The 22269-nt window shown below is 70.6% G+C and carries 29 protein-coding genes; 23 read left to right on the top strand and 6 right to left on the bottom strand.

All coding sequences use genetic code 11. The features are described 5' to 3' along the window. Window positions 1-122: 122 nt before the first annotated feature. Window positions 123-917 (bottom strand): TetR/AcrR family transcriptional regulator, encoded by a 795-nt coding sequence (locus AB0J97_RS02280; protein ID WP_364083430.1) that lies wholly within the window; start codon window positions 915-917, stop codon window positions 123-125. A gap of 70 nt (window positions 918-987) precedes the next feature. Here AB0J97_RS02280 and AB0J97_RS02275 point away from each other — a divergent pair, with 70 nt between their 5' ends. The 3 genes from AB0J97_RS02275 to AB0J97_RS02265 all read left to right on the top strand — a co-directional run bounded on the left by AB0J97_RS02275 (window position 988) and on the right by AB0J97_RS02265 (window position 2956). Then, window positions 988-1692, top strand: a complete 705-nt coding sequence (locus AB0J97_RS02275; RefSeq protein ID WP_364083427.1) for a hypothetical protein — start codon at window positions 988-990, stop codon at window positions 1690-1692. A 66-nt stretch (window positions 1693-1758) separates the two neighbouring features. Further along, complete coding sequence (locus AB0J97_RS02270) at window positions 1759-1998, top strand: hypothetical protein (protein ID WP_364083424.1); 240 nt, start codon at window positions 1759-1761, stop codon at window positions 1996-1998. A gap of 265 nt (window positions 1999-2263) precedes the next feature. Then, window positions 2264-2956 (top strand): hypothetical protein, encoded by a 693-nt coding sequence (locus AB0J97_RS02265; RefSeq protein ID WP_364083421.1) that lies wholly within the window; start codon window positions 2264-2266, stop codon window positions 2954-2956. A gap of 62 nt (window positions 2957-3018) precedes the next feature. Here the strand turns inward: AB0J97_RS02265 and trpS are convergent, their stop codons facing one another. Beyond that, window positions 3019-3999 (bottom strand): tryptophan--tRNA ligase, encoded by a 981-nt coding sequence (trpS, locus tag AB0J97_RS02260; protein ID WP_364083418.1) that lies wholly within the window; start codon window positions 3997-3999, stop codon window positions 3019-3021. A 294-nt stretch (window positions 4000-4293) separates the two neighbouring features. On the opposite strand from trpS, the gene AB0J97_RS02255 reads away from it, so the two are divergent. Then, window positions 4294-4749, top strand: a complete 456-nt coding sequence (locus AB0J97_RS02255; RefSeq protein WP_364083415.1) for a hypothetical protein — start codon at window positions 4294-4296, stop codon at window positions 4747-4749. A 114-nt stretch (window positions 4750-4863) separates the two neighbouring features. Continuing rightward, the gene (locus tag AB0J97_RS02250) at window positions 4864-5697 is read left to right on the top strand and encodes a permease-like cell division protein FtsX (RefSeq protein ID WP_364084224.1); all 834 of its coding nucleotides are present in this window, start codon (window positions 4864-4866) and stop codon (window positions 5695-5697) included. Window positions 5698-5827: 130 nt separating this feature from the next. Here AB0J97_RS02250 and AB0J97_RS02245 read toward each other — a convergent pair whose 3' ends face one another. Continuing rightward, window positions 5828-6415 carry a hypothetical protein gene (locus AB0J97_RS02245; protein ID WP_357693208.1) on the bottom strand — a complete coding sequence of 196 codons (588 nt, stop codon included), beginning with the start codon at window positions 6413-6415 and terminating at the stop codon, window positions 5828-5830. An 85-nt stretch (window positions 6416-6500) separates the two neighbouring features. Here AB0J97_RS02245 and AB0J97_RS02240 point away from each other — a divergent pair, with 85 nt between their 5' ends. Together AB0J97_RS02240 and AB0J97_RS02235 are read left to right on the top strand one after the other, a co-directional pair. Continuing rightward, the gene (locus AB0J97_RS02240) at window positions 6501-7160 is read left to right on the top strand and encodes an HNH endonuclease family protein (protein WP_364083412.1); all 660 of its coding nucleotides are present in this window, start codon (window positions 6501-6503) and stop codon (window positions 7158-7160) included. Window positions 7161-7227: 67 nt separating this feature from the next. After that, window positions 7228-7920, top strand: coding sequence for a hypothetical protein (locus AB0J97_RS02235; protein WP_364083409.1), 693 nt, complete (start codon window positions 7228-7230; stop codon window positions 7918-7920). Between the two features lie 14 nt (window positions 7921-7934). On the opposite strand, the gene AB0J97_RS02230 is transcribed toward AB0J97_RS02235, so the two are convergent. Then, window positions 7935-8756 (bottom strand): alpha/beta hydrolase, encoded by an 822-nt coding sequence (locus tag AB0J97_RS02230; protein WP_364083406.1) that lies wholly within the window; start codon window positions 8754-8756, stop codon window positions 7935-7937. Between the two features lie 62 nt (window positions 8757-8818). Here AB0J97_RS02230 and AB0J97_RS02225 point away from each other — a divergent pair, with 62 nt between their 5' ends. The 16 genes from AB0J97_RS02225 to AB0J97_RS02150 all read left to right on the top strand — a co-directional run bounded on the left by AB0J97_RS02225 (window position 8819) and on the right by AB0J97_RS02150 (window position 20051). Further along, window positions 8819-9340: a helix-turn-helix domain-containing protein gene (locus tag AB0J97_RS02225; protein ID WP_364083403.1), complete on the top strand. Its 522-nt coding sequence runs from the start codon at window positions 8819-8821 to the stop codon at window positions 9338-9340. Then, window positions 9337-9867 (top strand): flavoprotein, encoded by a 531-nt coding sequence (locus AB0J97_RS02220; RefSeq protein ID WP_364083400.1) that lies wholly within the window; start codon window positions 9337-9339, stop codon window positions 9865-9867. The genes AB0J97_RS02225 and AB0J97_RS02220 overlap by 4 nt, the downstream gene beginning before the upstream one ends. Window positions 9868-9944: 77 nt before the next feature. Further along, on the top strand, window positions 9945-11744 hold the full coding sequence (locus AB0J97_RS02215) for an NAD(P)/FAD-dependent oxidoreductase (RefSeq protein ID WP_364083397.1): 1800 nt from the start codon (window positions 9945-9947) through the stop codon (window positions 11742-11744). 127 nt (window positions 11745-11871) lie between these two features. Beyond that, entirely contained in the window at window positions 11872-12141 is a 270-nt protein-coding gene (locus tag AB0J97_RS02210) for a hypothetical protein (protein WP_357693194.1), read from the top strand. Further along, window positions 12134-12748 carry a DUF6879 family protein gene (locus tag AB0J97_RS02205; RefSeq protein ID WP_364083394.1) on the top strand — a complete coding sequence of 205 codons (615 nt, stop codon included), beginning with the start codon at window positions 12134-12136 and terminating at the stop codon, window positions 12746-12748. The genes AB0J97_RS02210 and AB0J97_RS02205 overlap by 8 nt, the downstream gene beginning before the upstream one ends. Window positions 12749-12752: 4 nt before the next feature. Then, window positions 12753-13469: a DUF6082 family protein gene (locus AB0J97_RS02200; protein WP_364083391.1), complete on the top strand. Its 717-nt coding sequence runs from the start codon at window positions 12753-12755 to the stop codon at window positions 13467-13469. 11 nt (window positions 13470-13480) lie between these two features. Then, complete coding sequence (locus AB0J97_RS02195; RefSeq protein ID WP_364083388.1) at window positions 13481-13870, top strand: hypothetical protein; 390 nt, start codon at window positions 13481-13483, stop codon at window positions 13868-13870. Between the two features lie 44 nt (window positions 13871-13914). Continuing rightward, window positions 13915-14532, top strand: coding sequence for a TetR/AcrR family transcriptional regulator (locus tag AB0J97_RS02190; protein WP_357693186.1), 618 nt, complete (start codon window positions 13915-13917; stop codon window positions 14530-14532). Further along, window positions 14529-14945, top strand: coding sequence for a thioesterase family protein (locus AB0J97_RS02185; protein ID WP_357693184.1), 417 nt, complete (start codon window positions 14529-14531; stop codon window positions 14943-14945). The genes AB0J97_RS02190 and AB0J97_RS02185 overlap by 4 nt, the downstream gene beginning before the upstream one ends. A 61-nt stretch (window positions 14946-15006) precedes the next feature. After that, complete coding sequence (locus AB0J97_RS02180; protein WP_364083384.1) at window positions 15007-16167, top strand: histidine kinase; 1161 nt, start codon at window positions 15007-15009, stop codon at window positions 16165-16167. Next, a complete protein-coding gene (locus tag AB0J97_RS02175) occupies window positions 16155-16796 on the top strand; it encodes a response regulator transcription factor (RefSeq protein WP_357693180.1) in 642 nt (213 codons plus the stop codon). The genes AB0J97_RS02180 and AB0J97_RS02175 overlap by 13 nt, the downstream gene beginning before the upstream one ends. Before the next feature lie 34 nt (window positions 16797-16830). Further along, on the top strand, window positions 16831-17625 hold the full coding sequence (locus AB0J97_RS02170) for an MBL fold metallo-hydrolase (protein WP_364083380.1): 795 nt from the start codon (window positions 16831-16833) through the stop codon (window positions 17623-17625). Window positions 17626-17660: 35 nt separating this feature from the next. Then, window positions 17661-18233 carry a PadR family transcriptional regulator gene (locus AB0J97_RS02165; protein ID WP_364083377.1) on the top strand — a complete coding sequence of 191 codons (573 nt, stop codon included), beginning with the start codon at window positions 17661-17663 and terminating at the stop codon, window positions 18231-18233. A 117-nt stretch (window positions 18234-18350) separates the two neighbouring features. Then, complete coding sequence (locus AB0J97_RS02160; protein WP_364083374.1) at window positions 18351-18728, top strand: SgcJ/EcaC family oxidoreductase; 378 nt, start codon at window positions 18351-18353, stop codon at window positions 18726-18728. After that, on the top strand, window positions 18725-19075 hold the full coding sequence (locus tag AB0J97_RS02155; RefSeq protein ID WP_357693172.1) for a hypothetical protein: 351 nt from the start codon (window positions 18725-18727) through the stop codon (window positions 19073-19075). The genes AB0J97_RS02160 and AB0J97_RS02155 overlap by 4 nt, the downstream gene beginning before the upstream one ends. Window positions 19076-19085: 10 nt before the next feature. Further along, on the top strand, window positions 19086-20051 hold the full coding sequence (locus AB0J97_RS02150; RefSeq protein ID WP_364083371.1) for a GNAT family N-acetyltransferase: 966 nt from the start codon (window positions 19086-19088) through the stop codon (window positions 20049-20051). On the opposite strand, the gene AB0J97_RS02145 is transcribed toward AB0J97_RS02150, so the two are convergent. Together AB0J97_RS02145 and AB0J97_RS02140 are read right to left on the bottom strand one after the other, a co-directional pair. Then, a complete protein-coding gene (locus AB0J97_RS02145) occupies window positions 20038-21528 on the bottom strand; it encodes an ATP-binding protein (RefSeq protein WP_364083368.1) in 1491 nt (496 codons plus the stop codon). The genes AB0J97_RS02150 and AB0J97_RS02145 overlap by 14 nt on opposite strands. Next, window positions 21525-22196 (bottom strand): response regulator transcription factor, encoded by a 672-nt coding sequence (locus AB0J97_RS02140; RefSeq protein ID WP_357693166.1) that lies wholly within the window; start codon window positions 22194-22196, stop codon window positions 21525-21527. The genes AB0J97_RS02145 and AB0J97_RS02140 overlap by 4 nt, the downstream gene beginning before the upstream one ends. Between the last annotated feature and the right edge of the window lie 73 nt (window positions 22197-22269).

The raw sequence follows: 22269 nt of genomic DNA, 5'->3' as shown, positions 1-22269 counted from the left end.
TGCGTCGTCGTAGGCCTTGCCCGCTCAGGGGCGGGGCAGACCCCCAGAAGCTTGCGGCCGGTCCAGTGCAACCTGATGACACGGCGACGTCCCGTCACACCAGGCCGACTGCCGTGGGATTCTCATCGCTGCACATATGCCTCGATGCCATCAAGAATCCTGGCAAGGCCGAATTCGAAGCCGTCGAGCGGGGCTTCGTCGGCGAGGAACATCGGATCCTCGATCGCGTCCGCGACGGCGTTCAGGTTGCGGGAGCGGAGTTGGCTGTCCAGGAACACGCGTACCGCGCGTACGGCTCGTTGCTGGTCGGGGTTCGCTCGGCGCAGCGCGGCCGGGGTCGGGGTGTTGCGCCGCAGGTTGGCGCCGTACCGGGCGTGGCTGTCGAGGAGGTACGCGCAGTTCAGCGTCTGCTGGGCCGCCATTCCGGTCGACCCGAGCACGGTGATCAGGGCGTCCAGCCAGGCCGCGTTGTGCGGGGTCAGGGAGACGGTCGTCGGCACGTCCAGCAGCCAAGGGCGTGAGAGGAAGCGTTCGAACAGCTGGCGGGCCCACAGCGCGGCCGCCTCTCGCCAGTCGCCGTCCGGCAGTGCAGGTGGGTCGCCCCAGGCACGATCGGCCAGGAGCACGATGAGCTCGTCCTTGGAGCTGACGTAGCGGTACAGCGCGTTGGTGGTGACGCCGATCCGGGCGGCCACCCTCGGCAGCGAGGCGGCGGCGATGCCCTCCTCGTCGGCCAGTTCCGTCGCGACCGCGATGATCTTCTCGACGCTGTGCGCCGGCTTCGGGCCGCGCCGCCCCCCGGTGTCGACGACGCCCCAGGCCGCGGCCAGGCCCGGCGGCAGCGCCCCGAAGTCGGCGTCGTCGGCGTTCGCGCGATCTCGCGCAGAGTCGGGTCCGGGGCTCTTGCGTGGGGTCATGGCCGGCATCCTCTCGAAGATCTGAGAGAAATAGTAGACGGCTTACACAGTTGTTGTTACTGTGCATGCCATGAACACTTCATTGCTTACACAGATTCCGCTTCCGCCCACGGCTCGCCGCTGGATCGGCGTGGCCGCGATCCTCGGCGCCGTCTTCGCGATGGCCGAGCTCCCGCTCTACTTCGTCGTGCCTGCATGTGACCCTCCGGCCTGCAGCGTCGAGACCGGCGCGCTCATGCCGGACTGGCTGATCCTCACCCGTACGCTCTTCAACTTCTGTGCGCTCACGCTGTTCCTGGTGTTCATGAGCGGCGTCCGACCCCTGATCACGCGGGCCGACGCCCGCTACGAATGGTTCGGGGCGGTCGCCGGCACCGCCGGCGTGGCGTGGACGATCATCGACATGGTCGCCAAGGGGATCGAAGGCAGCAATGCCATCAAGGCCGTCGAGGAGATCGACCCGACCCGTACCGTGCCCACCTACCTGCTCTACGGCTCCATGAGCCACCTGATGCTCGTCGTCTTCGGTGTCGCCTTCGGGTACGCGGTGCTGCGCACCGGCGCCCTCTCACGGTGGGTCGGCTGGTCGTCGTTCGGCATCGCCGCACTGCACCTGGCCGGGGTGCCGTCGATGTTCTTCGGCTTCAACTCGTCGGAGTTCTACGCCTCCAACGGCTGGGGTGCGGTCGCGATGTTCAACGGCATCGCCGCCATCTGGGTGGCGGCCGTCGGCGTCGCGACGCTGAGGCGGAAGCCTGCGCGGGCACTCGTCTGACGGCCGTCGCACAGGCGCTTACGCGTGGCGGGTTCGGCAGGTCGGATTCCGCCGACCCTGCCCCTCATGCGTCGCCTCTGTTGTCCCCGCCCGACATCGCTCGTCGCCGTCCCGCGGTCCGAGCTCGACGGCTGGGCCGGTGTGGTGAGCGCCGACGGCGCGGGCCTGCAGCCGGAACGGCTCGCCGACCGCCTGCGCGTCAGGCGCACCGGTTTCGCGGAACTGGGCGGCGGGTTGTCGATGAACGCGGTCCCCGGCGGCGGCGTCACGGTCAGCGCCGTCCTGCCCGCCACACGACACATCTGAGCGAACGCGGCGGCGACGGGATCGGCGATCCGGGCCGTCCAGCCGGAGGAGCAGCTCAGCGGGACCCGCCGTCAGCGCCTGGCCGGCGAGTTCGTCCATCCCTGTATCTTGAGCGCTGTTCCTGGCGCAGAAGACAGTCGGCCGGTTCTTGGGCAGGACCGGTGTCCCTGTTCGCTCAGCTGTTGGAGGCCCGGTGTACGTGGTCCATCGATCGGGGAACCAGGGACTACTGGGAAAGTCGGTCCGGCGTCTGGCTGAGCCGACGGTGCTGGAGTGGGTCCGCAGGGTCTGGAACGACGCCACCGCCCAGGACATCGATGACCGGCTCGTACGTGAGTTGGGCGCGGAGGTCTACGGGCTGCGGTGGCTCTTCTCGGAGGGAGGTTCGGCTCCCGAGACCATGCAGGAACTCCGCACCCTGGCCAGAACACGGCTCCCGGACGTATCCCAGTGCAACGTTGACGCGCACAGCGTTCGCGTTCTGGCCAAGGGGCTCGACCATGACGTCGCCTACTGTCTCGTCGACGACATCGCGGTCGCGGCAAGTCCGGAGCGGTGGGCCTTGCCGTGCACGACGGGCCGCTGCCCGAACGTACGAGAGGCTCGACCTCACGACGAACCACGTGTGTGGGACCTCCGCCGATGGTCTTGCGAGAAGCGTCCGCCGGGCGATCTGACGGCCGGAGAAGTGCTCGGCACGGTGGAGATCCAGTTCCAGCAGCCGTCACCTGACGCCTGCAGGTTCACCGACTTCCTCGTCACCCGCACCCGTCATGGGCAGGCTGTCGTCGGGATGCTCGCTCGGCGCGTCCGTCAGGACCTTCAAGGGGCCGGTGTCGGTCGTACCACCGGCTGGCTGCCCGGGACCCACCTGTATCCGCACGGTCGTCTCTTCCTGCGGGTGCTCGGCCGGACGTGTGAAGGCTCCGACGGGCCCAGTGTCCTGATCGGCGGATGACCCGCGACGTGACCGCCTCCGGAGCAGGGCCGGAGGCGGCGTGACGGGGAGGTGAGTGGCAGTCAGGCGGGGAGGAGGCCGATGGCTGCCTTGGTCTGGCGGATCTTGGTGCCGGCCAGGTCGCGGGCTCGTTCGGCGCCGGAGCGCAGGGCCTTCTGGACGTGGCCCGGGTCTTCCGACAGGTGCAGGTAGCGGTCGCGGATCGGGGTGAGGGTGGCCACCACCGCGTCGGCCACCGCCTGCTTGAGCTCGCCGTAGCGGTCGAACTGGGACGCCAGGTCCGCGGGGGCGCGGTCGGTGCAGGCGGCCAGGATGGCCAGGAGGTTCGAGACGCCGGGTTTGCGGTCGGGATCGTACGCGACCGTGTTGTCCGCGTCGGTGACGGCGCGCATCACCTTGCGCCGGAGCACGTCGGGGTCGTCGAGCAGGCGCAGGACGCCGCCCGGCGTGGCGGCTGACTTGCTCATCTTGTCGGTGGGGGAGGTCAGGTCCATGAGGCGGGCGGCCACCGGCGGATTGACCGTCGTGGGGACGGTGAAGACCGGGGCATATCGGGTGTTGAACCGCTGGGCGACGGTTCTGGCCAGTTCGACGTGCTGACGCTGGTCCTCGCCGACGGGGACCTGGTCGGTGTCGTACAGCAGGATGTCGGCGGCCATGAGGATCGGGTAGGTCAGCAGGGACATGCGTACCTGCTGCTGGCGGCTGGACTTCTCCTTGAACTGGATCATCCGCTGGGCCTCGCCGTAGCCCGTGGTGCATTCCAGCAGGTAGTGCAGTTCGGTGTGTTCCGGTACGTGCGACTGGACCAGGAACAGGCAGGACTCGGGGTCCGTGCCGGCGGCGAGCAGCAGGGTGGCGAATTCCAGGGTCCGCCGGTGCACCTGGGCGGGGTCGTGGTCCAGGGTGAGCGCGTGCAGGTCGGAGATGAAGACGACGGTGTCCGTGGTGGTCTGTTCGGCGATGATCGGTGCGATGGCGCCGAAGTAGTTGCCGAGGTGCAGGTCGCCGGACGGCGTGAAGCCTGTGAGACGTCGTGGCATCGGTGGAGCTCCCTCAGGTCGGGAGCCGCCTCTCGTCCTGGGACCGGCCGAGGTACGAGGACACCGACGAGCCGCCCGGGACTGGGCGGCCGCTTGGTGTTGGGTCTGCGCGGATGAGCAGTGCCGCCCTGTTAGGGGCGCCACCAACCGAGAAATGAGTGGATCATCCGCATGACGCCTACCGTACCATCCGGTTTGGAGCGGATGCGTCCTCGGGTTGGTGCTGGATATTCCTGACGGCTAAAGGGCGGGTTTGGTGGCATTTCGGGGGTTTGGTCCGGGATTATGCTGCCTGTGGCGATGCTTCGGTTGTTGGCAATCGGGTTTCTTGCCGGTGTCGTGGCGTTCCCGCTCCTGTGGCTGGAACGCGCGGACGGCTTTCAGCATGCGCGGATCGCGGCACTGTTGGCACTGGGGGTAGGGCAGTTCGTTACCGTGCCGGTCGCGCTGGTCGGGGGGCTCGTGCTCGCCGCGAGAGGGGTGTGGGCTCGTACGCCGGGTTATCTGTTGGGGACCGTCACCACCTTTTTCGGAGTGCTTGTCGCCACTCAGGCGTGGGCCATGGGCCGATGGGTCGAGGGACGCGCCCAGGTGGACGATATCGACGCCGAAACCGTCCTGGCGTTTCTGGCGACCATTTCCGGGACGGTGACGACGGTCGTCGGCCTGTCCATCGTCCTGTTGCGATGGTCCGGTTATGATTCCCGAACCGCGCCGTTACGTCAGCGGCGTGCGCGCAGGCGCGGGTGAACGAATTCCGTCACGCACGGAACTCCGTTTCCGGGGCTGATCGGTGGAACGAGGAGTTCGGTGAAGTACTGGTTATAGCGGGTGCTGGTCGCGTTTGTCGTGGCGTTCTCAGGAATGGCGGGACAGGCCGTGGCGGCGCCCGGTCACGAAGGCGGTGTCGGTGACAACCTGGAGATCGCGGTCTTCCTGTGCGCGCCGTCCGCGGCCAGGTGTCACAAGCGGTACGCGACGGCGAAGCAGCGTCGTGAACTCGGGGTGTTCCTGAAGTCGGTGCCCGAGGTGACCGAGGTGCGGTTCGTGAGCCGGGCGGCGGCGTACGCGGCGTTCCGGCGGGAGTTCGCCGGCCGGAAGAAGACGCTGGCCGGGGTGCGGGCCAAGGACCTGCCGGAGTCGTTCCGGGTACGGGTGTCGGGGGTGGCCGATCGGGCTCGCGTTCTGGCCGCGGCGGAATCGCGGCCGGGGGTGTGGTGGGTCGTCGACCAGGCGGATGGCCGTTTCAAGACCCAGCCGTCCTGGAACGAGGATTTCTCTGTGCTGCTCTGCACGGGAACCTCGTTCACGAAGGGGTGCAAGCGCGGGCGGGGCAGTGCGAACGACGCGGCTGCCACGGCGAAGGAGAAGAAGGCGATCGTCGCCGCCATCGAGCGGATTCCCGGCCTGGAATCGTACGTGTTCGAGGATCAGCAGACGGCGTATCGGAACTTCGTCGAGACGTACGCGGACGACGAGTCCCTGATCTTGGCCACCAGGATGTCGGACCTGCCCATGAGATATCGGCTGTGGGTCCGGCCGAAGGGGAATCCCGGTTCCTGGGGCCACCGGCTGGCGGGCATGCCGGGGGTGAGCCAGGTGGACAATCTGGGGTGTCTGGCCGAAGGAGTGCGGTTCTGGCTAGAGTACGGGCTTGAGAATCACCGGTCCTGGACCAGGGAATGCGAGTTGCGCTGAGACAGGGCGGCCGCCGGTTCGAGCGTTTCGTTCAAGACCGGCGACACGATCGTGGACGTCGGCCGCGGCACCGGTTCACAGGCGATGCTGCTCCACCGTCCCGAACCGCGGGCCCGGGTCATCGGCGGGATCAGCTCCAGGTGGCGCGCTTGAGCACCCCGGCCAGCCCGTAGGTGTTCCAGGCGTCCACCACCAGGATCCTGGACTGCGGCAGGAACCACTCCCGCTGCGTCCACTTCGAGGTCGTGCGGCCGGTGTCGTTCGTCACGCAGCGGTTCGGCCAGGTGGTGTACTGCGCCTTGTGCCCGGCGCCCACCGGCCGCAGCCCGCGGTAGGAGGCCTTCTCGCCGGGGTACCAGCTCAGCTTGGAGTTGTACGGGCACGGGATCACCCCGCTGAACGGATGGAACTGCTCCTTCCCCGTGTACGTGAAGGAACCGCCGCCGACCGGCACGTTCGTGTACTCCTTCGGCCCGAAGATCCAGAAGCTCTCGCAGTCGGGCGCGAACGGCTCCGCCTTCTTGCACAACAACCCGGTCACCACCACGACGTGGTCGCCCGACCGGCGCACCTGCCAGTCGGCGGGGATCCTCAGGGTCATGCCACGGAAGGAGACGGTCCTGACCTGCGCGGACGAGGAGGCCGACGCGGTGGACGCGGTCGCGGGCAGTACGGCCGCCGAGGTCAGGACGGCGAGAAGGAGAAGGCTTTTTCTCATGGTTCGGGAAGGTACGCACCCCCACTTGCGGAGGGCTGGCCATCCACTTGGAGGACGTCCGCCTCGGGTGGGTATGGGGTAAAGCATGATCTTCCTGAGACGGGCCGTCCTGATGGTCCTCCTCGCCTTCCTGGTCATCCCGATCACCGAGGTCGTCGCCGGTCCGCAGCCGGCCGCGGCGCAGTCCCGCGCCGAGGCGCAGGCCGGTGCGGCACGGGCCCGCCGCATGCTGGCCCAGCTCCGCGTCGCCAGGCCCTTGTCGCTGCGCGGCTACAGCCATCGCCGGTTCCAGCCCCGGTGGGGACGTCACAAGGGAAGGTGCGACGTACGGGAGACCGTCCTGGCCCGCGACGGGCGACGGGTGCGCAGGAACGCCGCCTGCCGCGCGGTGAAGGGCGTCTGGTACAGCCCGTACGACGGCAGGCGGTTGAAGAGCGAGCGCCTGGTGGACGTCGACCACGTCGTGCCGCTGGCCTACGCCTGGCGCTCGGGCGCCAAGAGGTGGAGCCAGGCGCGGCGGCGGGCCTTCGCCAACGACCTCACCCGTCCTGAGCTGGTCACCGTCAGCCATTCCGCCAACATCGCCAAGGGCGGGCAGGGGCCGCAGAGCTGGCGTCCGCGCCGCCGCGCCTACTGGTGCCGCTACGCGACCTCGTGGATCACCGTGAAACACCATTATCGGCTGTTCGTGACGCGCGGCGAGCGCAAGGCGCTGTCCAACATGCTCAGGACCTGTGGGCGCTGACCCAGAACGGGAGAAACGGGGATGAATCCTGACAAAACTGCTGTTGATCAGCGGTTGGATGGGGTGCATGACTGCTCACGAGGTGGCCCGGAGGCTGCCCGACATCCCCGTGCTGCGTGACCTCTGCCGATCGATGGCGGTGCTGGAGGCGGTCCTGAGCCCGGAGTGGGAGGACCGCTTCCACTCCTTCGACGCCCACTGGAGCCCGGGTGAGGAGATGGCCTCCCTGCGGAACGGCTCCGGCGACGACTACTCGATCGTCTTCTCCTCGAAGGGCGCCTACATCCGTGCTTTCGACCACGAGTCCGAGATGAGCCCGTACGCGAACGACGGGCCGTGGCCCGGCGTGCTCGACTCGGTCCCGGACGTCTTCCTCGACTGCGTACGTGAACCCGCGTTCCGCGACGAGGACGGCCTGCCACTCGTGACCGCCTGCATCTGGCGCGAGACCGGCGACGGGGAGTGGCGCACGGGCGACATCGCCTACCCGGACGCGGCCGAGGACGCCGACGGCGCGTCGGGCCTGTTCGCACTGCTCACGGACCCCTCGCCGGAGGCGTTCCGGCGGTTCGCCGAGGACCACTACGAGATCTTGGTGGATTTGGACGCGGTCCGGCACGTCTTCGCCCTCCGCCCGCTCACCCCCGCCGTCGTGGCCGCGCTGAACGCCGAGCTCACCCTCCAGGACCTCGCCGAGGACCTTGCGGAAGCCGGGTACCCGATGCCGGAAGCCGGCCACCCGATGGCGGAGGCCGGGTAGCCGGGCGGTCGCGCTCACGCCTGCCCGGCGAACACCGCCTTGAGCGCCTCCGCCGTCGCGCGTGGGAAGGCGGTGTTGCCGTTGTGGCCGCCCGGGAGCGTGACCGGCTCGGTGCCGAGCAGCTCCGCCAGCGCGAGCGCGCAGCGGTAGGTGTGCACCGAAGGCCGGGTGGTACGGCCGATCGCCGGGATCACCCGCGTCCCGGTGTGCGTCAGCTCCGCCGGGGCGAGGTCGTCCGCCATGACCGCCGTGAACTCCGTCCCGATGAAGAAGCCGAAGTTGGCCTGCCGCCTCGGCGTGAGCGGTTGCGGGGTGAGCCCTTCCTCGGTCTCGTCGTGGGCCGGGTCGATGCCGAGGTGCCGGGTGATCGCGGGGAAGGCCGCCGGCAGCCCGCCGGACGCGTACGCCTGCTGGATGGCCGTCAGCTCGGAGACGTGCTCGGCCCGGCCGGCGGCGGGCAGCAGGTTCGGCGTCACGGGCTCGTGCGCGATCAGTGTGCCGAGCACGCCGGGGTGCCGCGCCGCCACCTGGAGGCCGATCGCGCCTCCCATGCTGAACCCGGCCATCAGCGCGGGCCCGTCGGTCACCTCGGCGAGCAGCCGCACGACGTCGTCGGCGTGGTCGGCCATGGTGACGGGCGGCGCGCCGGGGTCGAGGGCGCTGCGCGACAGGCCGCGCCGGTCGTAGGTGACGACCGTGAAGGCGTCGGCCAGGAGCGGCACCAGGTCGGCGGTGCGGTCGGCGTCGCCCTCGCCGCTCTGGGACAGCAGGAGGACGGGCCCGTCGCCCTCGACCTGGAAGTGGAGGGTGGCACCCGGGACGGAAAGCGCGTTCATGATCGGTCTCCTCTGCGAAAAGCATCTAAATCGATGCATTGATATAGATGTATCATGTCCTCATGAACGGAGTCCAACTGTTCCTGCTCGGCCGCACCCTCATGAAGATCGGCGAGCAGGCGATGCCCCAGCCGAAGGGCGACGGCCCGCGCGGCTCGGTCCGTACGGTGCTCGTGGTCCTCGGGGACGTGGTCGCCCATCCCGGCACCACGGTCAGCGAGATCGCGGCGCGGACCGGCCTGCCGCAGAGCCAGGTGTCCACGGCCGTCGCGCGGCTGGAGTCCACGGGGTCCGTCGAGGGTGTGCCCGATCCGGCCGACCGGCGGCGGCGGCTCATCCGTCCCGCCGCGACGCCGTCGGCCCGGGTCGCCGAGGTCAGGGCCGCCACGATCGACGACGCCCTCGCCGCCGCGCTCCCCGACCCGGGCCCCGAGGCGGTCCGTGAGGTCGCCGCCGCCCTGGACGTGCTGGCCCGCCACCTCACGCCGGAGGTCACCGCCCGCGTCCGCGCCGTCGACATGGAGAGCGCCGTCGATGCGGAGAGCGGCGGCGACGCGGAGAGCGCCGTACGATCTCAACCGTGACCGCCTCCGGCAGGACCCTCTACGTCATCGTGTGCGCGGCCGGCCCGGCCGGCGACGTGGCCAGGCTCGTCGTCCCGGCCCAGGGCGAGGGCTGGGACGTCCAGGTCGTCGCCACGCCGTCGGCGCTCGACTTCATCGACGTGCCCGAGCTGGAGCGCCTGACCGGCCGTCCGGTCCGCAGCCGCTACCGCAAGCCGCACGAGCCCAAGCCGCCCAGGGCCGACGCGATCGTCGTCGCCCCGGCCACGTACAACACGATCAACAAATTCGCCATGGGTGTCGCCGACACCTACGCGCTGGGGGTGCTGGCCGAGGCCCCTGGGCTGGGCATCCCGGTGGTCGTCCTGCCGTTCGTCAACAGTGCGCTCGCCGGGCGGGCGCCCTTCCGGCGCAGCGTCGAGGAGCTGCGGTCGGAGGGAGTGCGCGTCCTGATCGGCCAGGGGCAGTTCGAGCCGCACGCCCCGAGCACGGGCGACGGCAACGACACCTACGTCTGGGAGAGCGCGCTCACGGCGCTGCGTCCGTAGAGGGCCGATCGCGGCCCTTGTCGAACGAGATTCGCGAATGACATTCTGGAATTCGGAACCTCGTCCCCGGAGGACGCATGGACAAGGAAGCCCTCCGCCGCAAATACCTCGAAGAGCGCGACAAGCGGCTGCGCCCGGACGGCGACGACCAGTACGTCCGCCTCACCGGCCGCTTCGCCCACTACCTGGACGACCCGTACACGCCGAGGACCGAGCGCGACCCGAAGACCGACCACGTGACGGTGGCCTTCGTCGGCGGCGGGTTCGCCGGGCTCGTCACCGGCGCCCGGCTCAAAGAGGCGGGCATCGACGACGTGCGGATCGTCGAGAAGGGCGGCGACTTCGGCGGCACCTGGTACTGGAACCGCTACCCGGGAGCACAGTGCGACACCGCGTCGTTCGTGTACATGCCGCTCCTGGAGGAGACCGGCCACATGCCGACGGAGAAGTACGCGCACGCCCCCGAGATCCTCGAACACTGCCGCCGCATCGGCAAGCACTACGGCCTGTACGACAACGCGCTCTTCCACACCGAGGTCCAGGACCTGGAGTGGGACGCGTCCCGGTCGCGCTGGACCGTCCGCACGAACCGCGGCGACGCGTTCACCGCCCAGTTCGTGGTCATGGGGATCGGCCCGCTGCACGTGCCCAAGCTCCCCGGCATCCCGGGCATCGACGACTTCCTAGGGCATTCGTTCCACACCAGCCGATGGGACTACGACTACACCGGCGGCGATCCCACGGGCGCGCCCATGGACCGGCTGGCGGGCAAGCGCGTCGCCGTCATCGGCACGGGCGCGACGGCCGTGCAGTGCGTGCCGCACCTGGCCCGCGCCTGCGCCGAGCTGTACGTGTTCCAGCGCACCCCCTCCTCGGTGGACGTACGCGACAACCGGCCCACCGACCCCGCCTGGTTCGCCGGGATCGCGACCCCGGGCTGGCAGCGGCGCTGGCTGGAGAACTTCACCGGCAACCAGACCGGCGGCCTGACCGACGAGGACCTGGTGATGGACGGCTGGACCGACATCGCCCGGCGGATCCGTGCCCGCATCACGGCGCTCCCGCCCGAGGACCTGACCCCGGAGAAGATGGCGCAGGCGTACGAGGACTCCGACTTCGAGAAGATGGAGGAGATCCGGGCCCGCGTCGACGCGATCGTCCGCGACCCGGAGACCGCCGCGAAGCTGAAGCCCTGGTACCGCCAGCTCTGCAAGCGTCCCTGCTTCCACGACGAGTACCTGCAGTCCTTCAACGTCCCCGGCACCCGCCTGGTCGACACCGACGGCAAGGGCGTCGAGCGCGTCACCGAGCGCGGCGTGGTGGCCGGCGGCGTCGAGTACGAGGTCGACTGCGTCATCTACGCCTCGGGCTTCGAGGTGACCACCGACTACACCCGGCGCGCCGGCTACGAGCTGACCGGCCGCGACGGCGTCCGGCTCACCGACCACTGGGCGGACGGCATGCGCACCCTGCACGGCATCCACGCGCACGGCTTCCCGAACGCCTTCGTCGTCCAGCCCGCGCAGGGCGCGAACCTCATCTCCAACATCCCGCACAACCTCACCGAGGCCGCCCGGACGATCGCCCTGACCATCGGCCACGCGCTCGCCCACGGCTTCGACGAGATCGAGGTGACCGAGGAGGCCGAGGACGCCTGGATCGAGCTGCTGCTGTCCGGCCCCGGAAGCATCCTCGGCGCCTCCGCCGACTGCACACCCGGCTACTACAACAACGAGGGCCGCGATCCGGGCAGGAAAGGCCGCCTGAACATCGGTCACCCGCAGGGCGCAATGGCGTACTTCGCGTATATCGACGGGTGGCGGACGTCGGGCGCGTTCGAGGGGCTGGAGTTCCGCAAGCGCGCAGAGGGAGATTGACCCGATCGGTCCCCTGGAAGCATTACTGCCCTGCCGGTGAATTCACTCTTCCGTGACCGGACATTGTCGGCCATCGTATTCGATGTCACACTCATGCGTAACGCCACCAGGGAAAAGGGGTCATGCCGTGGCGCGTCCATGGGAAGCTGACGCATCGGCCGAGCTGCGACGACGCCTGGGGAGGTCGGCCCTTGAGCTTGGCGATACCACCGCAAGTCCCTCATGTCCTGATATCTGGGAACTGTCCAACGGCGATATCGCGATAATCGGACGCGACCTTACGGACAGTTACCGGGGCCGGCTGCCCGCCGGGGTTAGTATTGCCCGTGACGAACGCCTGGTCGTCATTCCCCGCAAGATGCTCGTAGCCGCCAAGCCGGATATCCCTGATGCTTAGAAACGTCGCTGCGGCCAAGTCCCAGCAGCTCACGCCCGATGAGTATTTCGCTGATTTCTGGCCGTACTTCCGCGGTCTCGAACGGGTGTTTTGGAAGCTTGAGACGCGCCAGAGCTACCGTGAGCCCGACGAGCCGAGCTGGCTGGCCCTCGACGCCGGCGACTGGGGCGAGGCGATCCGGCTCATCGACGAGCGCCGGCAGGAGATCCAGCGGCCGCTGCGCGAGGCGGGGGGGTTCGCGATGCGGCGGGTCCGGCTCGTCGAGCGGCCCTTCAGTTCCTACCTGCAGTGGGAGCTCTACTACATCCGCCTGCGGGCCCTGGCCGGCGAGCACATCCGCGTCCTCGAGGCCGACGGCCTGGCGGCGCTCGGCTTCTCCGAGGCGCTGCCCGAGGTGGTCATCCTTGACACGACGGTCATGTACGAGGTGCTCTACAGCCAGGACGGCACACTGACCGGAGCGCGCAAGATCCTCGACCGGTCGTTGATCGAGAGCTGCGGAGACGACATGGAGAAGCTCTTCGGCCAGGGCGCGGAGCTCATTCCGTACATGACCGCCGAACGCGACGTGCTTCCTCCGCCGCTGCGCCACTCGGCCACGTTCTAGCCCGGTGAACAGACGGTCGTTCGGGCGCTACTGGGTGACCATCCTGCTCCTGCTGTCGGTCGTCGCCGCCGCCGGCCTGGTCGTCGCCTCCCCCTTCTTCCTGGCCGCCCTGGGACGCAGCCGCGGCGACTGGTCGGTGCTCGGCGACATCGGCCAGACCTACGGCGCGGCCTCGGCCATCCTGGCCGTGCTCGCGCTGATCGGCGTGGCGTTCTCGCTCGTGCTCCAGGCCAGGGAGGCCAAGTCCGCCAGGGAGCAGGCGCTGCGCACGCTGCACGGCGACCTGATGAAGATGGCGATGGACGACCCGCTCTACCGGGCGTGCTGGGGGGCGTTCTTCGCCTCCGGCGACGAGGAGGGCCAGCGGGCCCACCTGTACGTGAACATGATCCTCAACCACTGGCTGCTGATGTGGGAGCTGCGCTCGATCACCGAGGCCCACCTGCGGGAGGTCGCCGCGACCGTGCTCGCCGGGCCGATCGGCGGCGGGTTCTGGCGGCAGGTGCGGGCGTTGCGGATGACGAGCGCCGGGTCGCGCAGGGAGCGCCGGTTCAACCTGATCGTCGACGACGTCTACTCCGAGGTGACCGCCGGCGGGACGGCGTCCGTGGCGGCGGCGCCGCGCCGGGGAGGTTCCGTGGCGGTGCGGGTCGGGGTGGTGCTCGCGTTGGTTGTGGTCGTACGGCGTATTTTGCGCAGGTTCGTGGGGGGTTGGCACTAGTTTCGTGCACCATGAGCTACGACCTGTACTTCGGCTCGGAGGACGACGAGCCGCGTCCACCGGACCTGGTGGCCTGGAACAACGTCGTCACCCAGGCCCGCGCGCTCCTTGGCGAGGTGAAGATCTTCGAGGACCCGCCCAACTGGGACCTCGAACACGAGGGCACCGGCATCTCGGTGAACCACTGGGAAGGCGGCTGGGGGATCAGCGTGCCGTTCTGGTGGCACGGTGACGCCGCCGGCCGGGTCGTGGAGCTGATGTACCAGGTGGCGCGGATCGTCGAGCGGGAGTCGGGGCTGGCCGGCAGCGATCCCCAGCTCGGCCGCCCACTGGCGGAGGCCGACGCGGCGGAGGCGGTCCTGATGTTCGACTCGGTCGCGGTGCGCTACGGGAAGGTTTGACCCCTTCAATCTGAACGATCGGTCGTTAATGTATGCTGAGCGGCATGGCCGACGTGAAGGAAGACGGTCGCCGGGCGCGCGGGCAGCGCAGCCGTGAGGCGATCCTCGGGCAGGCCGTGTCACTGGCTTCGGTGCACGGCCTGGACGGGCTGACCCTGGGCCGGCTGGCCGAAGCCGCCGGGGTCAGCAAATCCGGATTTTTCGCCCACTGGCGCGACAAGGAGCAGCTCCAGCTCGACACCGTCGAATGGGCCGTCCGCCAGTGGACGGACGAGATCGTCAGGCCCGCGCTCAAGGCCCCGCCCGGCGTGGCCCGCGTCCTGGCCCTGCACGAGGCCCGGCTGCGCTTCTACGAGACCGGCGTCCTCCCCGGCGGGTGCTTCTTCTACACCGCGCAGGTCGAGTTCGACGACCGTCCCGGCCCGGTCAGGGACCGGGTGGCCGAGGCGGCGGCCGACTGGCTCGCCTTCATCGAGCGGCTGGTGCGCGAGGCGGTCGAGCTGGGCGAGCTGCCGCCGCAGACCGACCCGGCGCAGCTCGCGTACGAGATCGAAGCCCTGGGGGAGTCCGTGGTCACCCAGACCCGCCTGCTCGGCAGGGGCGGGGCCGCCTACGAGCGGTCCCGTCGCGCCGTCCACGACCGACTGAAGGAGCCCGTGTGACCCAGACCCGACCCGCCCAGGTGCACTTCGACGACCTCGACGCGATGGGCCTGCTGCACAACTCGCGCTACGCCCTGCTGGTCGAGCGCGCCATCTCCGCCTACTGGGCCGAGCAGGGCTGGAGCTTCGACCCGGCGATCTCCAAGTTCAAGGACCTCTACCTGGCCGTCCGCGAGTTCAAGATCACCTACAACGCGCCGGTCATGGGCGCGGGTGAGGTGCTGGTCGACTTCTGGATCGACCGCATGGGCCGGACCAGCGGCGTCTACGGCTTCCGGGTCCTGTCCGGCGACCGCTCGGTCGTGCACGCCGAGGGCTACCGCGTCAACGTCAACCTCGACCCGCAGACCTTCCGGCCCGCGCCGTTCAGCGCGGAGCTGCGTACGGCCGCCGAGCCGCTGATGGCGGGCTGAGCCGCCGAAGGTAGACCCCGCACTACTGCGCGCCGTTCCCCGCCGCCGATACGGTCACCGGGTGGGAAACAGGACCGCGCTCGAAGCGCTCACGCAGCGCCCGCCCGCCTTCCTCCGGTCGGCCTGGACGTGGCGGTGCGTGGCGTACCTGCTGGGCAGCGTGGTCCCGGGGGCGGCCGTCGGCCTGGGCGTCATGGTGGTCGGGCTCGCCGGGCCGCCGGTGAGCCTGCTGCTCGTGCCGGTGCTGCCGGCGCTGGTCGTGCCGCTGATCGCCCGGTTCGAGCGCGTACGGCTGCGTCTGGTGGACACCGTGCCGCTGCCGCCGGTGCCCGACCGGCGCAGGCGGGAGGCCGGGGTCGCCGTCATGACGGTGTTCGCGATGTGGTGGATCGACCTGCTCATGCTGGGGTTCACCGTCGGGGGGCCGGTGCTGCTGATCCTGTCGCCCGTGGTGCAGCCGGAGGTCGTGCCGGCCGCCGGGCTCGTGGCGAGCGTGGCGGGGGTGCTGCTGCTGCCGGTGGCGGCGTACACGATCACGGCGTGGGGCGGGGCGCGCGGCGCGATGGTCAGGGCGGTGCTCGCGCCCACCGGGTCGGAGCTGAGCGAGGTCATGCGGTCGCGGGCGCGCCTGGTGGACGCGTTCGAGACCGAGCGCCGCAGGATCGAGCGGGACCTGCACGACGGCGCGCAGCAGCGGCTGGTCGCGCTGTCGATGACGCTCGGCCTGGCCAGGCTGGACGTGCTCGACGACTCCCCGATGGCCCGGACGCTCGGCCGGGCGCACGACGAGGCCAGGCAGGCGCTGGCCGAGCTGCGCGAGCTGATCAGGGGCGTGCATTCGCAGGTGCTGACCGACCGGGGGCTGGGCGCGGCGGTCCGCGACGTCGCCGGACGCTCGCCGGTGCCCGTGGACGTGGACGTCGACGGGCTGGGCCGGCTGCCCGCGCCGGTCGAGGTCACCGCGTACTACGTGGTCAGCGAGGCGCTGGCGAACGTCGCCAGGCACAGCGCGGCCACCAGGGCCGCGGTCACCGCCCGGACGGCGGCCGGCACGCTGGCCGTCGAGGTCCGCGACGACGGCGTGGGCGGCGCCGACCCGGCCAGGGGGACCGGGCTGACCGGCCTGGCCGACAGGCTGGCCGTGGTGGAGGGAAGACTGTCGGTGTCCAGCCCGCCGGGCGGCCCGACCCTGGTGAGAGTGGAGATCCCGTGCGCGTGGTGATCGCCGAGGACGCCGTCCTGCTCCGCGAGGGGCTGGTCGGGCTGCTCGAACGTTTCGGCCACACCGTGGCCGCCTCGGTCGGCGACGCGGACGCCCTGGTCGCGGCGGTCGCCGAGCACCGCCCCGACGCCGTGGTGACCGACGTGCGGATGCCTCCCGGCTTCACCGACGAGGGCCTGCGCGCCGCGCTCGACCTGCGCCGCCGCCATCCCGGCCTGGCCGTGCTCGTGCTCAGCCAGTACGTCGAGCAGACGTACGCGGCCGAGCTGCTGGAGTCCGGCGACGGCGCGGGCGTCGGCTACCTGCTCAAGGACCGCATCGGCGACGTGCGCGAGTTCGTGGACGCGCTCGACCGGGTGGCCGCGGGCGGCACGGTCGTGGACCCGGAGGTGGTGCGCCAGCTTCTGCGGCGGCGGCGCGACCCGCTGGCCCGGCTCACCCCGCGCGAGCAGCAGGTCCTCGGCCTGATCGCCGAGGGCCGCGCGAACGCCTCGATCGCCAGGGAGCTGGTCGTCACCGAGGCCGCCGTGGCCAAGCACATCGCCGGCATCTTCACCAAGCTCGATCTGCCACCCGAGTCCGACGGGCACCGCCGGGTCCTGGCCGTGCTGGCCTACCTTCAGGGATGACCGGCAGGAAGTCCGAAAAGTAAGGTTCGTTGGCATGAGCGAGCGGTGGCAGGAGGTCGGCGACCGGGTCTACGTGCGCCGCCATGAGTCCTTCGACATGAACACGGGCCTGATCGTGGGCGACGGGCACTGTCTGGTGCTCGACACCCGCAGCTCCCACCGGGAGGCGGCCGACCTGATCGACGCGATCAGGACGATCACCAGCCATCCATGGACGGTCGTGAACAGTCACTCACATTTCGACCACTACTTCGGCAACGCGCTCTTCCGTCCCGCCGAGATCTGGAGCCACGTCCGGTGCGCCGAGGAGATCGACGTCTACGGCGAGCAGCATCGCGCGGACGTCCTGGAACGGCTGCCCGACCGCCGCGCGGAGATGGAGGAGATCGCCATCGTGCCGCCCGACCACACCTTCACCGCCTCGGCCAGCCTCGACATCGGCGGACGCATGGTGCACCTGCGGCATTTCGGGCTCGGGCACAGCAGCAACGACATCGTCCTGCACGTGCCGGACGCCGGCGTGGTGTTCGCCGGTGACCTGGTCGAGGAGGGCGCGCCGCCGGCGTTCGGCGACTCCTACCCGCTCGACTGGCCGGTCACGACGGGCGCGATGCTCGACGCGCTGCCGGAGCAGGTGTTCGTGCCGGGGCACGGCGCGGTGGTCGGCCGGGCGTTCGTCCAGGAGCAGCGGGCCGAGCTGGAGCTGGTGGCGGAGCTGGCCGCGAAGGCCCACGTGGAGGGGTTGCGCGACTCGATCACGCGGTTCCCGTACCCGGAGGAGGTGTCGCGGCAGGCGATCGAGCGGGCCTTCCTCCAGCTCGACGGCTAGGCTATATTGCAAAGTGCAATATGGAGGGTGGCAACATGGCGCAACGCAAGGGCCTGGTCGACCTGACCGTGCTCGCCCTGCTCACGGTGCACCCGAGCCACCCCTACGAGCTCCACCGCTTCATCATCGACACGCACAAGGACTACATCACCGGCCTGCCGCGCAGCCTCTACCACGCGGTCGAGCGGCTGGCCGCGGACGAGCTGATCGTCCCCGCCAAGACCGACCGTGAGGGCCGCCGGCCCGAGCGCACGGTCTACGAGATCACCGACGAGGGCCGCCAGGAGCTGATCACCCGGCTCCGGCGGCTGCTGGAGCAGCCCGACCCCGACCGGCGCGCCTTCGTGGCGGCCATCTCGCTGATCGGCTGCCTGCCGCCGTCCGAGGCGCAGCGGGCGCTGCGTGCCCGCGCCGCCACGCTCGAAGGCACGCTCGCCGGGATGGAAGGGCACATCAAGGCCATGAACGACAGTGGCCTGCCGGAGATCCTCATGCTGGAGGTCGAGTGCGAGCAGGCTCTGCACGCCGCCGAGCTCGCCTGGATCAGGAGGCTTCTCGACCGGCTCCACCAGGGCGAACTCACCTGGACGAGCACGGCCGAGGGGTGAGATGACAAGGGCCGCCGGGGTGAGCCAACACCCCGGCGGCCGACATCCGAACACGGCGCCTGCCCTGCCCGGACGCGCAACTCCCAGGATAGGCGCCGCCACGAAGGGAGCTGTGCCATGTCCGAAGAGATCACCCGCCTGGTCGAGCGGATGACGGAGACCTGGAACGCCGGCGACTCCGCCGGCTACGCCGGCCTGTTCACCGAGGACGCCGACTACATCACCTTCTTCGGCCTGCACCTCAAGGGCAGGAAGGCGATCGAGGAGACCCACCGCGCGCTGTTCAGGACGTCCATCAAGCTCGCCGAGGGCGGCCCCGCGCCGACCGTCAGGCCGCTGACCGACGACGTCGCGCTGGTGATCGCGGGCGGCACCTCGTCGGTGGACGGCGTGCCCGACCCGACGAGGGCGTCCGTCGTCACGCTGACCGCGCTGCGCACGCCGGAGGGCTGGCTGTTCGCCTCCTTCCAGAACAGCCGGGTGAGCAAGCCATGAGGAAACGGCTGATCACCGAGGTGGCGGGGGTGATCGGTGCCCCGGTCGAGCAGGTGTGGCAGGCCCTGACCGGCTCGCCGCCCGCCTACCCGATGACCGTCGAGCAGGACGGGCACACCGTCGCCTACCAGGGCGGCTGGTGGTACCGGGGCGAATGGACCGTCCTGCCGCACCCCGAGGGCGCCCGCGTGGAGCACCGCGTCTACGACGTGGCCGGGTGGGGAGGCTGGGGAGTGGCCCTGGCCAACCGGTTCTTCATCGGGTTCGGGCGGCGGACGCGGGAGGCGTTCGCCGAGCGGATCGCAGGGGTCGGAAAACAATTGGGGTGCTTCACCAGGCTGGCCTAGGCTGCTGGCCATGAGCCTGGCGTGGGAACCGCTGACCCTTGACGACACCGAGGCGCTCGCCGACCTCCTGGCCGCGATCGAGGCCGAGGACCGCATCGGCGAGGTCCACGACCTCGACGACGTCAGGGAGCAGCTCGGCCACCGCCTGATCGACCTGGCCGCGGGCACGCTCGCGGCCAGGGAGGGCGGCGAGATCGTCGCCTACGGCTACCTGCCGGTCCGGCAGTCCGCCACCGACACCCACGTCATGCGGCTGTCGGGCGGCGTGCACCCCGGCCATCGCGGGCGCGGGCTGGGCCGGCGGATCATCGACTGGAGCCTGGCCGTCGCGCCGGAGCTGAGCGAGAAGGCCTTCCCGGGCGTCCCGCTGGAGATCCATCTGTACGTGCCCGACACCAACCTCGGGCTGAAGGCGCTGGCCGAAAGGGCCGGCTTCGCCGCCAACCGCTGGTTCGCCCACATGGGACGGCCGCTGTCGGGCGAACTGCCGGCCTTCACGCCGCCCGCCGGGGTGTCCGTCACCCCCTGGTCGCCCGAGCTGGACGAGGACGCCCGCCACGTGCGCAACGAGGCGTTCCTCGACCACTGGGGCAGCGTCCCGCACACCCCCGAGAGCTGGCAGGACTACATCGTCGGCTCCCGGAACTTCCTGCCGGAATCGTCGTTCGTGGCCCTGCACGAGGGGCGGGCGGTGGGCGTGCTCATCACCCACACCTTCGAGGGCTACAACGAGCAGGCCGGCGTGCGCCGGGCCTGGATCCAGATCATCGGCACGCTCCGGGAGTGGCGCGGCAAGGGCGTGGCCAGCGCGCTGATCGCGCACGCCCTGGCCGCCTTCCGCGCGCAGGGGTTCGACACGACCGCGCTGGGCGTCGACGCCGACAACCCCACGGGAGCCGTCAGCGTCTACGCCCGCTCCGGGTTCGAGATCTTCGAACGCAGCTCGAACTACGCCCTGGCCGTCAAGCCGGACTGAGCGCCCCCTCCGCGAGCGGAAAGCGGGCCACGAACCCGGCGTCCGTGTACGTCAGCGTGCCGCCGTGCAGGTGGGCGATGTCCCTGGCGATGGGCAGGCCGAGCCCCGCACCACCCGCGTCCCTCGCCCGCGCCTCGTCCAGGCGGGTGAAGCGGCCGAAGACGGCCTCGCGGTGCTCCGGCGGGATTCCGGGGCCGTCGTCCTGCACTTCGAGCACGGCCTGGTCCTCCTCGGCGCGCACCCGTACGCGTACGGCCGAGGCGGCGTGCCGTACGGCGTTGTCGGCCAGGTTGGTGACCAGCCGGTCGAGGTGGGCGCGGGAGCCGTTCAGCACCACGTCGGGCTCGATGTCCAGCTCCACCCGGACCTCGGGCCGCCGCCGGGCGCGCAGCGACTCCTCGGCCGCCACCTGACCCAGGTCCAGCTCGCCGGTGCGCAGCGGTTCGCCGGCGTCCAGCTTGGCCAGCATGAGCAGGTCGGCGGCCAGCGCCTGGAGGCGTTCGACGTCGGCCAGCGCCTCGCGGGTCAGCTCGCTCTGCTCGGCCAGTTCGAGCCGGGCGCGCAGGGTGGCGATCGGGCTGCGCAGCTCGTGCGCGGCGTCGGCGACGAACCGCTTGTGCCGGCCCACGGCCGTCTCCAGACGGTCGAGGGTGCCGTTCACGGTGGTGGCCAGGGCCGCGATCTCGTCCTTGGAGCCGGGTACCGGCACCCGCTGGTGCAGGTCGCGGGCCGTGATGTCGGCCACCTTGGCCCTGATCGCGGCCACGGGGGCCAGCGCGCGGCCCACGGAGAACCAGGTCATGCCGGCCACCACGAGCAGCAGGGCGGGCACGCCGGGCAGCAAGGCGCTGTACAGGGCCTCGACGGCCTTCCGCACGCCGTCCAGGGAGACCCGCGACCAGAGCGTGGCCGGGCCGGTCGGCGTGGTCACCTGCAGGCCCGCGACGGCGTAGCTGGCCGGCTGCGCCCACAGGGCGGGCGAGCCGGTGGCCCGGCCGGCCAGGACGAGGTCGGGATCGGCGAGCCGGACCACGGCCGCGTCCTCCGCCAGGATCTCGCTCGCCTGGCCGGAGGTCGTCCTCGACGGTGGCGTCGCCCCCTCCGGCGCGACCGGCACCGTCTCGGTGGCCGGCAACGTCTCGGTGACCGGCAACGCCGCGTACGGCACAGTCTCCGCGTACGACACCGCCGCCGCGGCCCGCCTGGCCGCCTCCTCGCCCGCGTTGCCCTCCAGCGTGCCGCGCAACGCCATGACCAGCACCAGGGCGGCGACGCCGAGCGCCAGGGCCACCACCAGCGTGGCCGCGACGGTGGCCCGCAACCGCACCGACGACAACCCGGCCGACACCCGCCCCCAGCTCACCCGCCCCCAGCTCACCCGCCCCCAGCTCGCCGGGCCCCAGCTCACCCGGCCCTGGCTCAGGTGCCCCCAGCTCACCCGCAGCCGGTTGAGCCGCGCTCCGAGCGGGGCCCTCACGCCGGCTCCAACCGGTAGCCCGCCCCACGGACGGTCATCAGCGACGTCCGGCCGAACGGCAGGTCGATCTTCCTGCGCAGGGCGCTGATGTAGACCTCGACGATGTTCGGATCGCCGTCGTAGGAGAAGTCCCACGCCTGGGCCAGCAGCTCGCCCTTGGAGACCACCTCCCCGGGCCGCCGGGCGAGCGCGTGCAGCACCGCGAACTCCTTCGGCGTCAGCCCGATCTCCACCCCGCCCCTGCGGCAGCGCAGGCCGGCCGGGTCGACCACCAGGTCGCCGACGGTGATCGTCACCGGCCGCTCGGTCCCGCCGCGCCGCACCAGGGCGCGCAGCCGGGCCAGCAGCACCACGTACGAGAACGGCTTGGCCAGGTAGTCGTCGGCGCCGTTGTCGAGCGACTCGGCCTCGTCGTGGACGCCGTCCTTGGCGGTGAGCATCATGATCGGGGTCCAGTCGCCCGCCTCGCGCAGCCGGGAGCACACCGTGTAGCCGTTCATCCTGGGCAGCATCACGTCCAGGACGATCACGTCGTAGGCGTTCTCGGTCGCCATCCACAGGCCGTCGCGCCCGTCGTGGGCCACGTCGACCGCGAAGCCCTCGCCCGCCAGCCCGCCCTTGATCAGGCCGGCCAGCCGTTCCTCGTCCTCCACCAGCAGCACTCGCACGACGTCCAGAGTGCCTGAGTGAACCTAAAGCCAACCTGAAGATCATTTTGGGCGCGTTCAGGATCGCTTCAGG

This window comes from Nonomuraea sp. NPDC049607 (assembly GCF_040675375.1).
In the GTDB taxonomy this organism is placed as follows: Bacteria; Actinomycetota; Actinomycetes; order Streptosporangiales; family Streptosporangiaceae; genus Nonomuraea.
This window is presented reverse-complemented; position numbering and strand designations above follow the sequence as displayed.

Bases quoted from the DNA above. Each gene is read 5' to 3' on its own strand.
- AB0J97_RS02280 (WP_364083430.1), bottom strand. From the start codon at position 917: ATGACCCCACGCAAGAGCCCCGGACCCGACTCTGCGCGAGATCGCGCG.
- AB0J97_RS02275 (WP_364083427.1), top strand. From the start codon at position 988: ATGAACACTTCATTGCTTACACAGATTCCGCTTCCGCCCACGGCTCGC.
- AB0J97_RS02270 (WP_364083424.1), top strand. From the start codon at position 1,759: ATGCGTCGCCTCTGTTGTCCCCGCCCGACATCGCTCGTCGCCGTCCCG.
- trpS (WP_364083418.1), bottom strand. From the start codon at position 3,999: ATGCCACGACGTCTCACAGGCTTCACGCCGTCCGGCGACCTGCACCTC.
- AB0J97_RS02250 (WP_364084224.1), top strand. From the start codon at position 4,864: ATGGCGGGACAGGCCGTGGCGGCGCCCGGTCACGAAGGCGGTGTCGGT.
- AB0J97_RS02245 (WP_357693208.1), bottom strand. From the start codon at position 6,415: ATGAGAAAAAGCCTTCTCCTTCTCGCCGTCCTGACCTCGGCGGCCGTA.
- AB0J97_RS02240 (WP_364083412.1), top strand. From the start codon at position 6,501: ATGATCTTCCTGAGACGGGCCGTCCTGATGGTCCTCCTCGCCTTCCTG.
- AB0J97_RS02235 (WP_364083409.1), top strand. From the start codon at position 7,228: ATGACTGCTCACGAGGTGGCCCGGAGGCTGCCCGACATCCCCGTGCTG.
- AB0J97_RS02230 (WP_364083406.1), bottom strand. From the start codon at position 8,756: ATGAACGCGCTTTCCGTCCCGGGTGCCACCCTCCACTTCCAGGTCGAG.
- AB0J97_RS02225 (WP_364083403.1), top strand. From the start codon at position 8,819: ATGAACGGAGTCCAACTGTTCCTGCTCGGCCGCACCCTCATGAAGATC.
- AB0J97_RS02215 (WP_364083397.1), top strand. From the start codon at position 9,945: ATGGACAAGGAAGCCCTCCGCCGCAAATACCTCGAAGAGCGCGACAAG.
- AB0J97_RS02205 (WP_364083394.1), top strand. From the start codon at position 12,134: ATGCTTAGAAACGTCGCTGCGGCCAAGTCCCAGCAGCTCACGCCCGAT.
- AB0J97_RS02195 (WP_364083388.1), top strand. From the start codon at position 13,481: ATGAGCTACGACCTGTACTTCGGCTCGGAGGACGACGAGCCGCGTCCA.
- AB0J97_RS02190 (WP_357693186.1), top strand. From the start codon at position 13,915: ATGGCCGACGTGAAGGAAGACGGTCGCCGGGCGCGCGGGCAGCGCAGC.
- AB0J97_RS02170 (WP_364083380.1), top strand. From the start codon at position 16,831: ATGAGCGAGCGGTGGCAGGAGGTCGGCGACCGGGTCTACGTGCGCCGC.
- AB0J97_RS02165 (WP_364083377.1), top strand. From the start codon at position 17,661: ATGGCGCAACGCAAGGGCCTGGTCGACCTGACCGTGCTCGCCCTGCTC.
- AB0J97_RS02160 (WP_364083374.1), top strand. From the start codon at position 18,351: ATGTCCGAAGAGATCACCCGCCTGGTCGAGCGGATGACGGAGACCTGG.
- AB0J97_RS02155 (WP_357693172.1), top strand. From the start codon at position 18,725: ATGAGGAAACGGCTGATCACCGAGGTGGCGGGGGTGATCGGTGCCCCG.
- AB0J97_RS02150 (WP_364083371.1), top strand. From the start codon at position 19,086: ATGAGCCTGGCGTGGGAACCGCTGACCCTTGACGACACCGAGGCGCTC.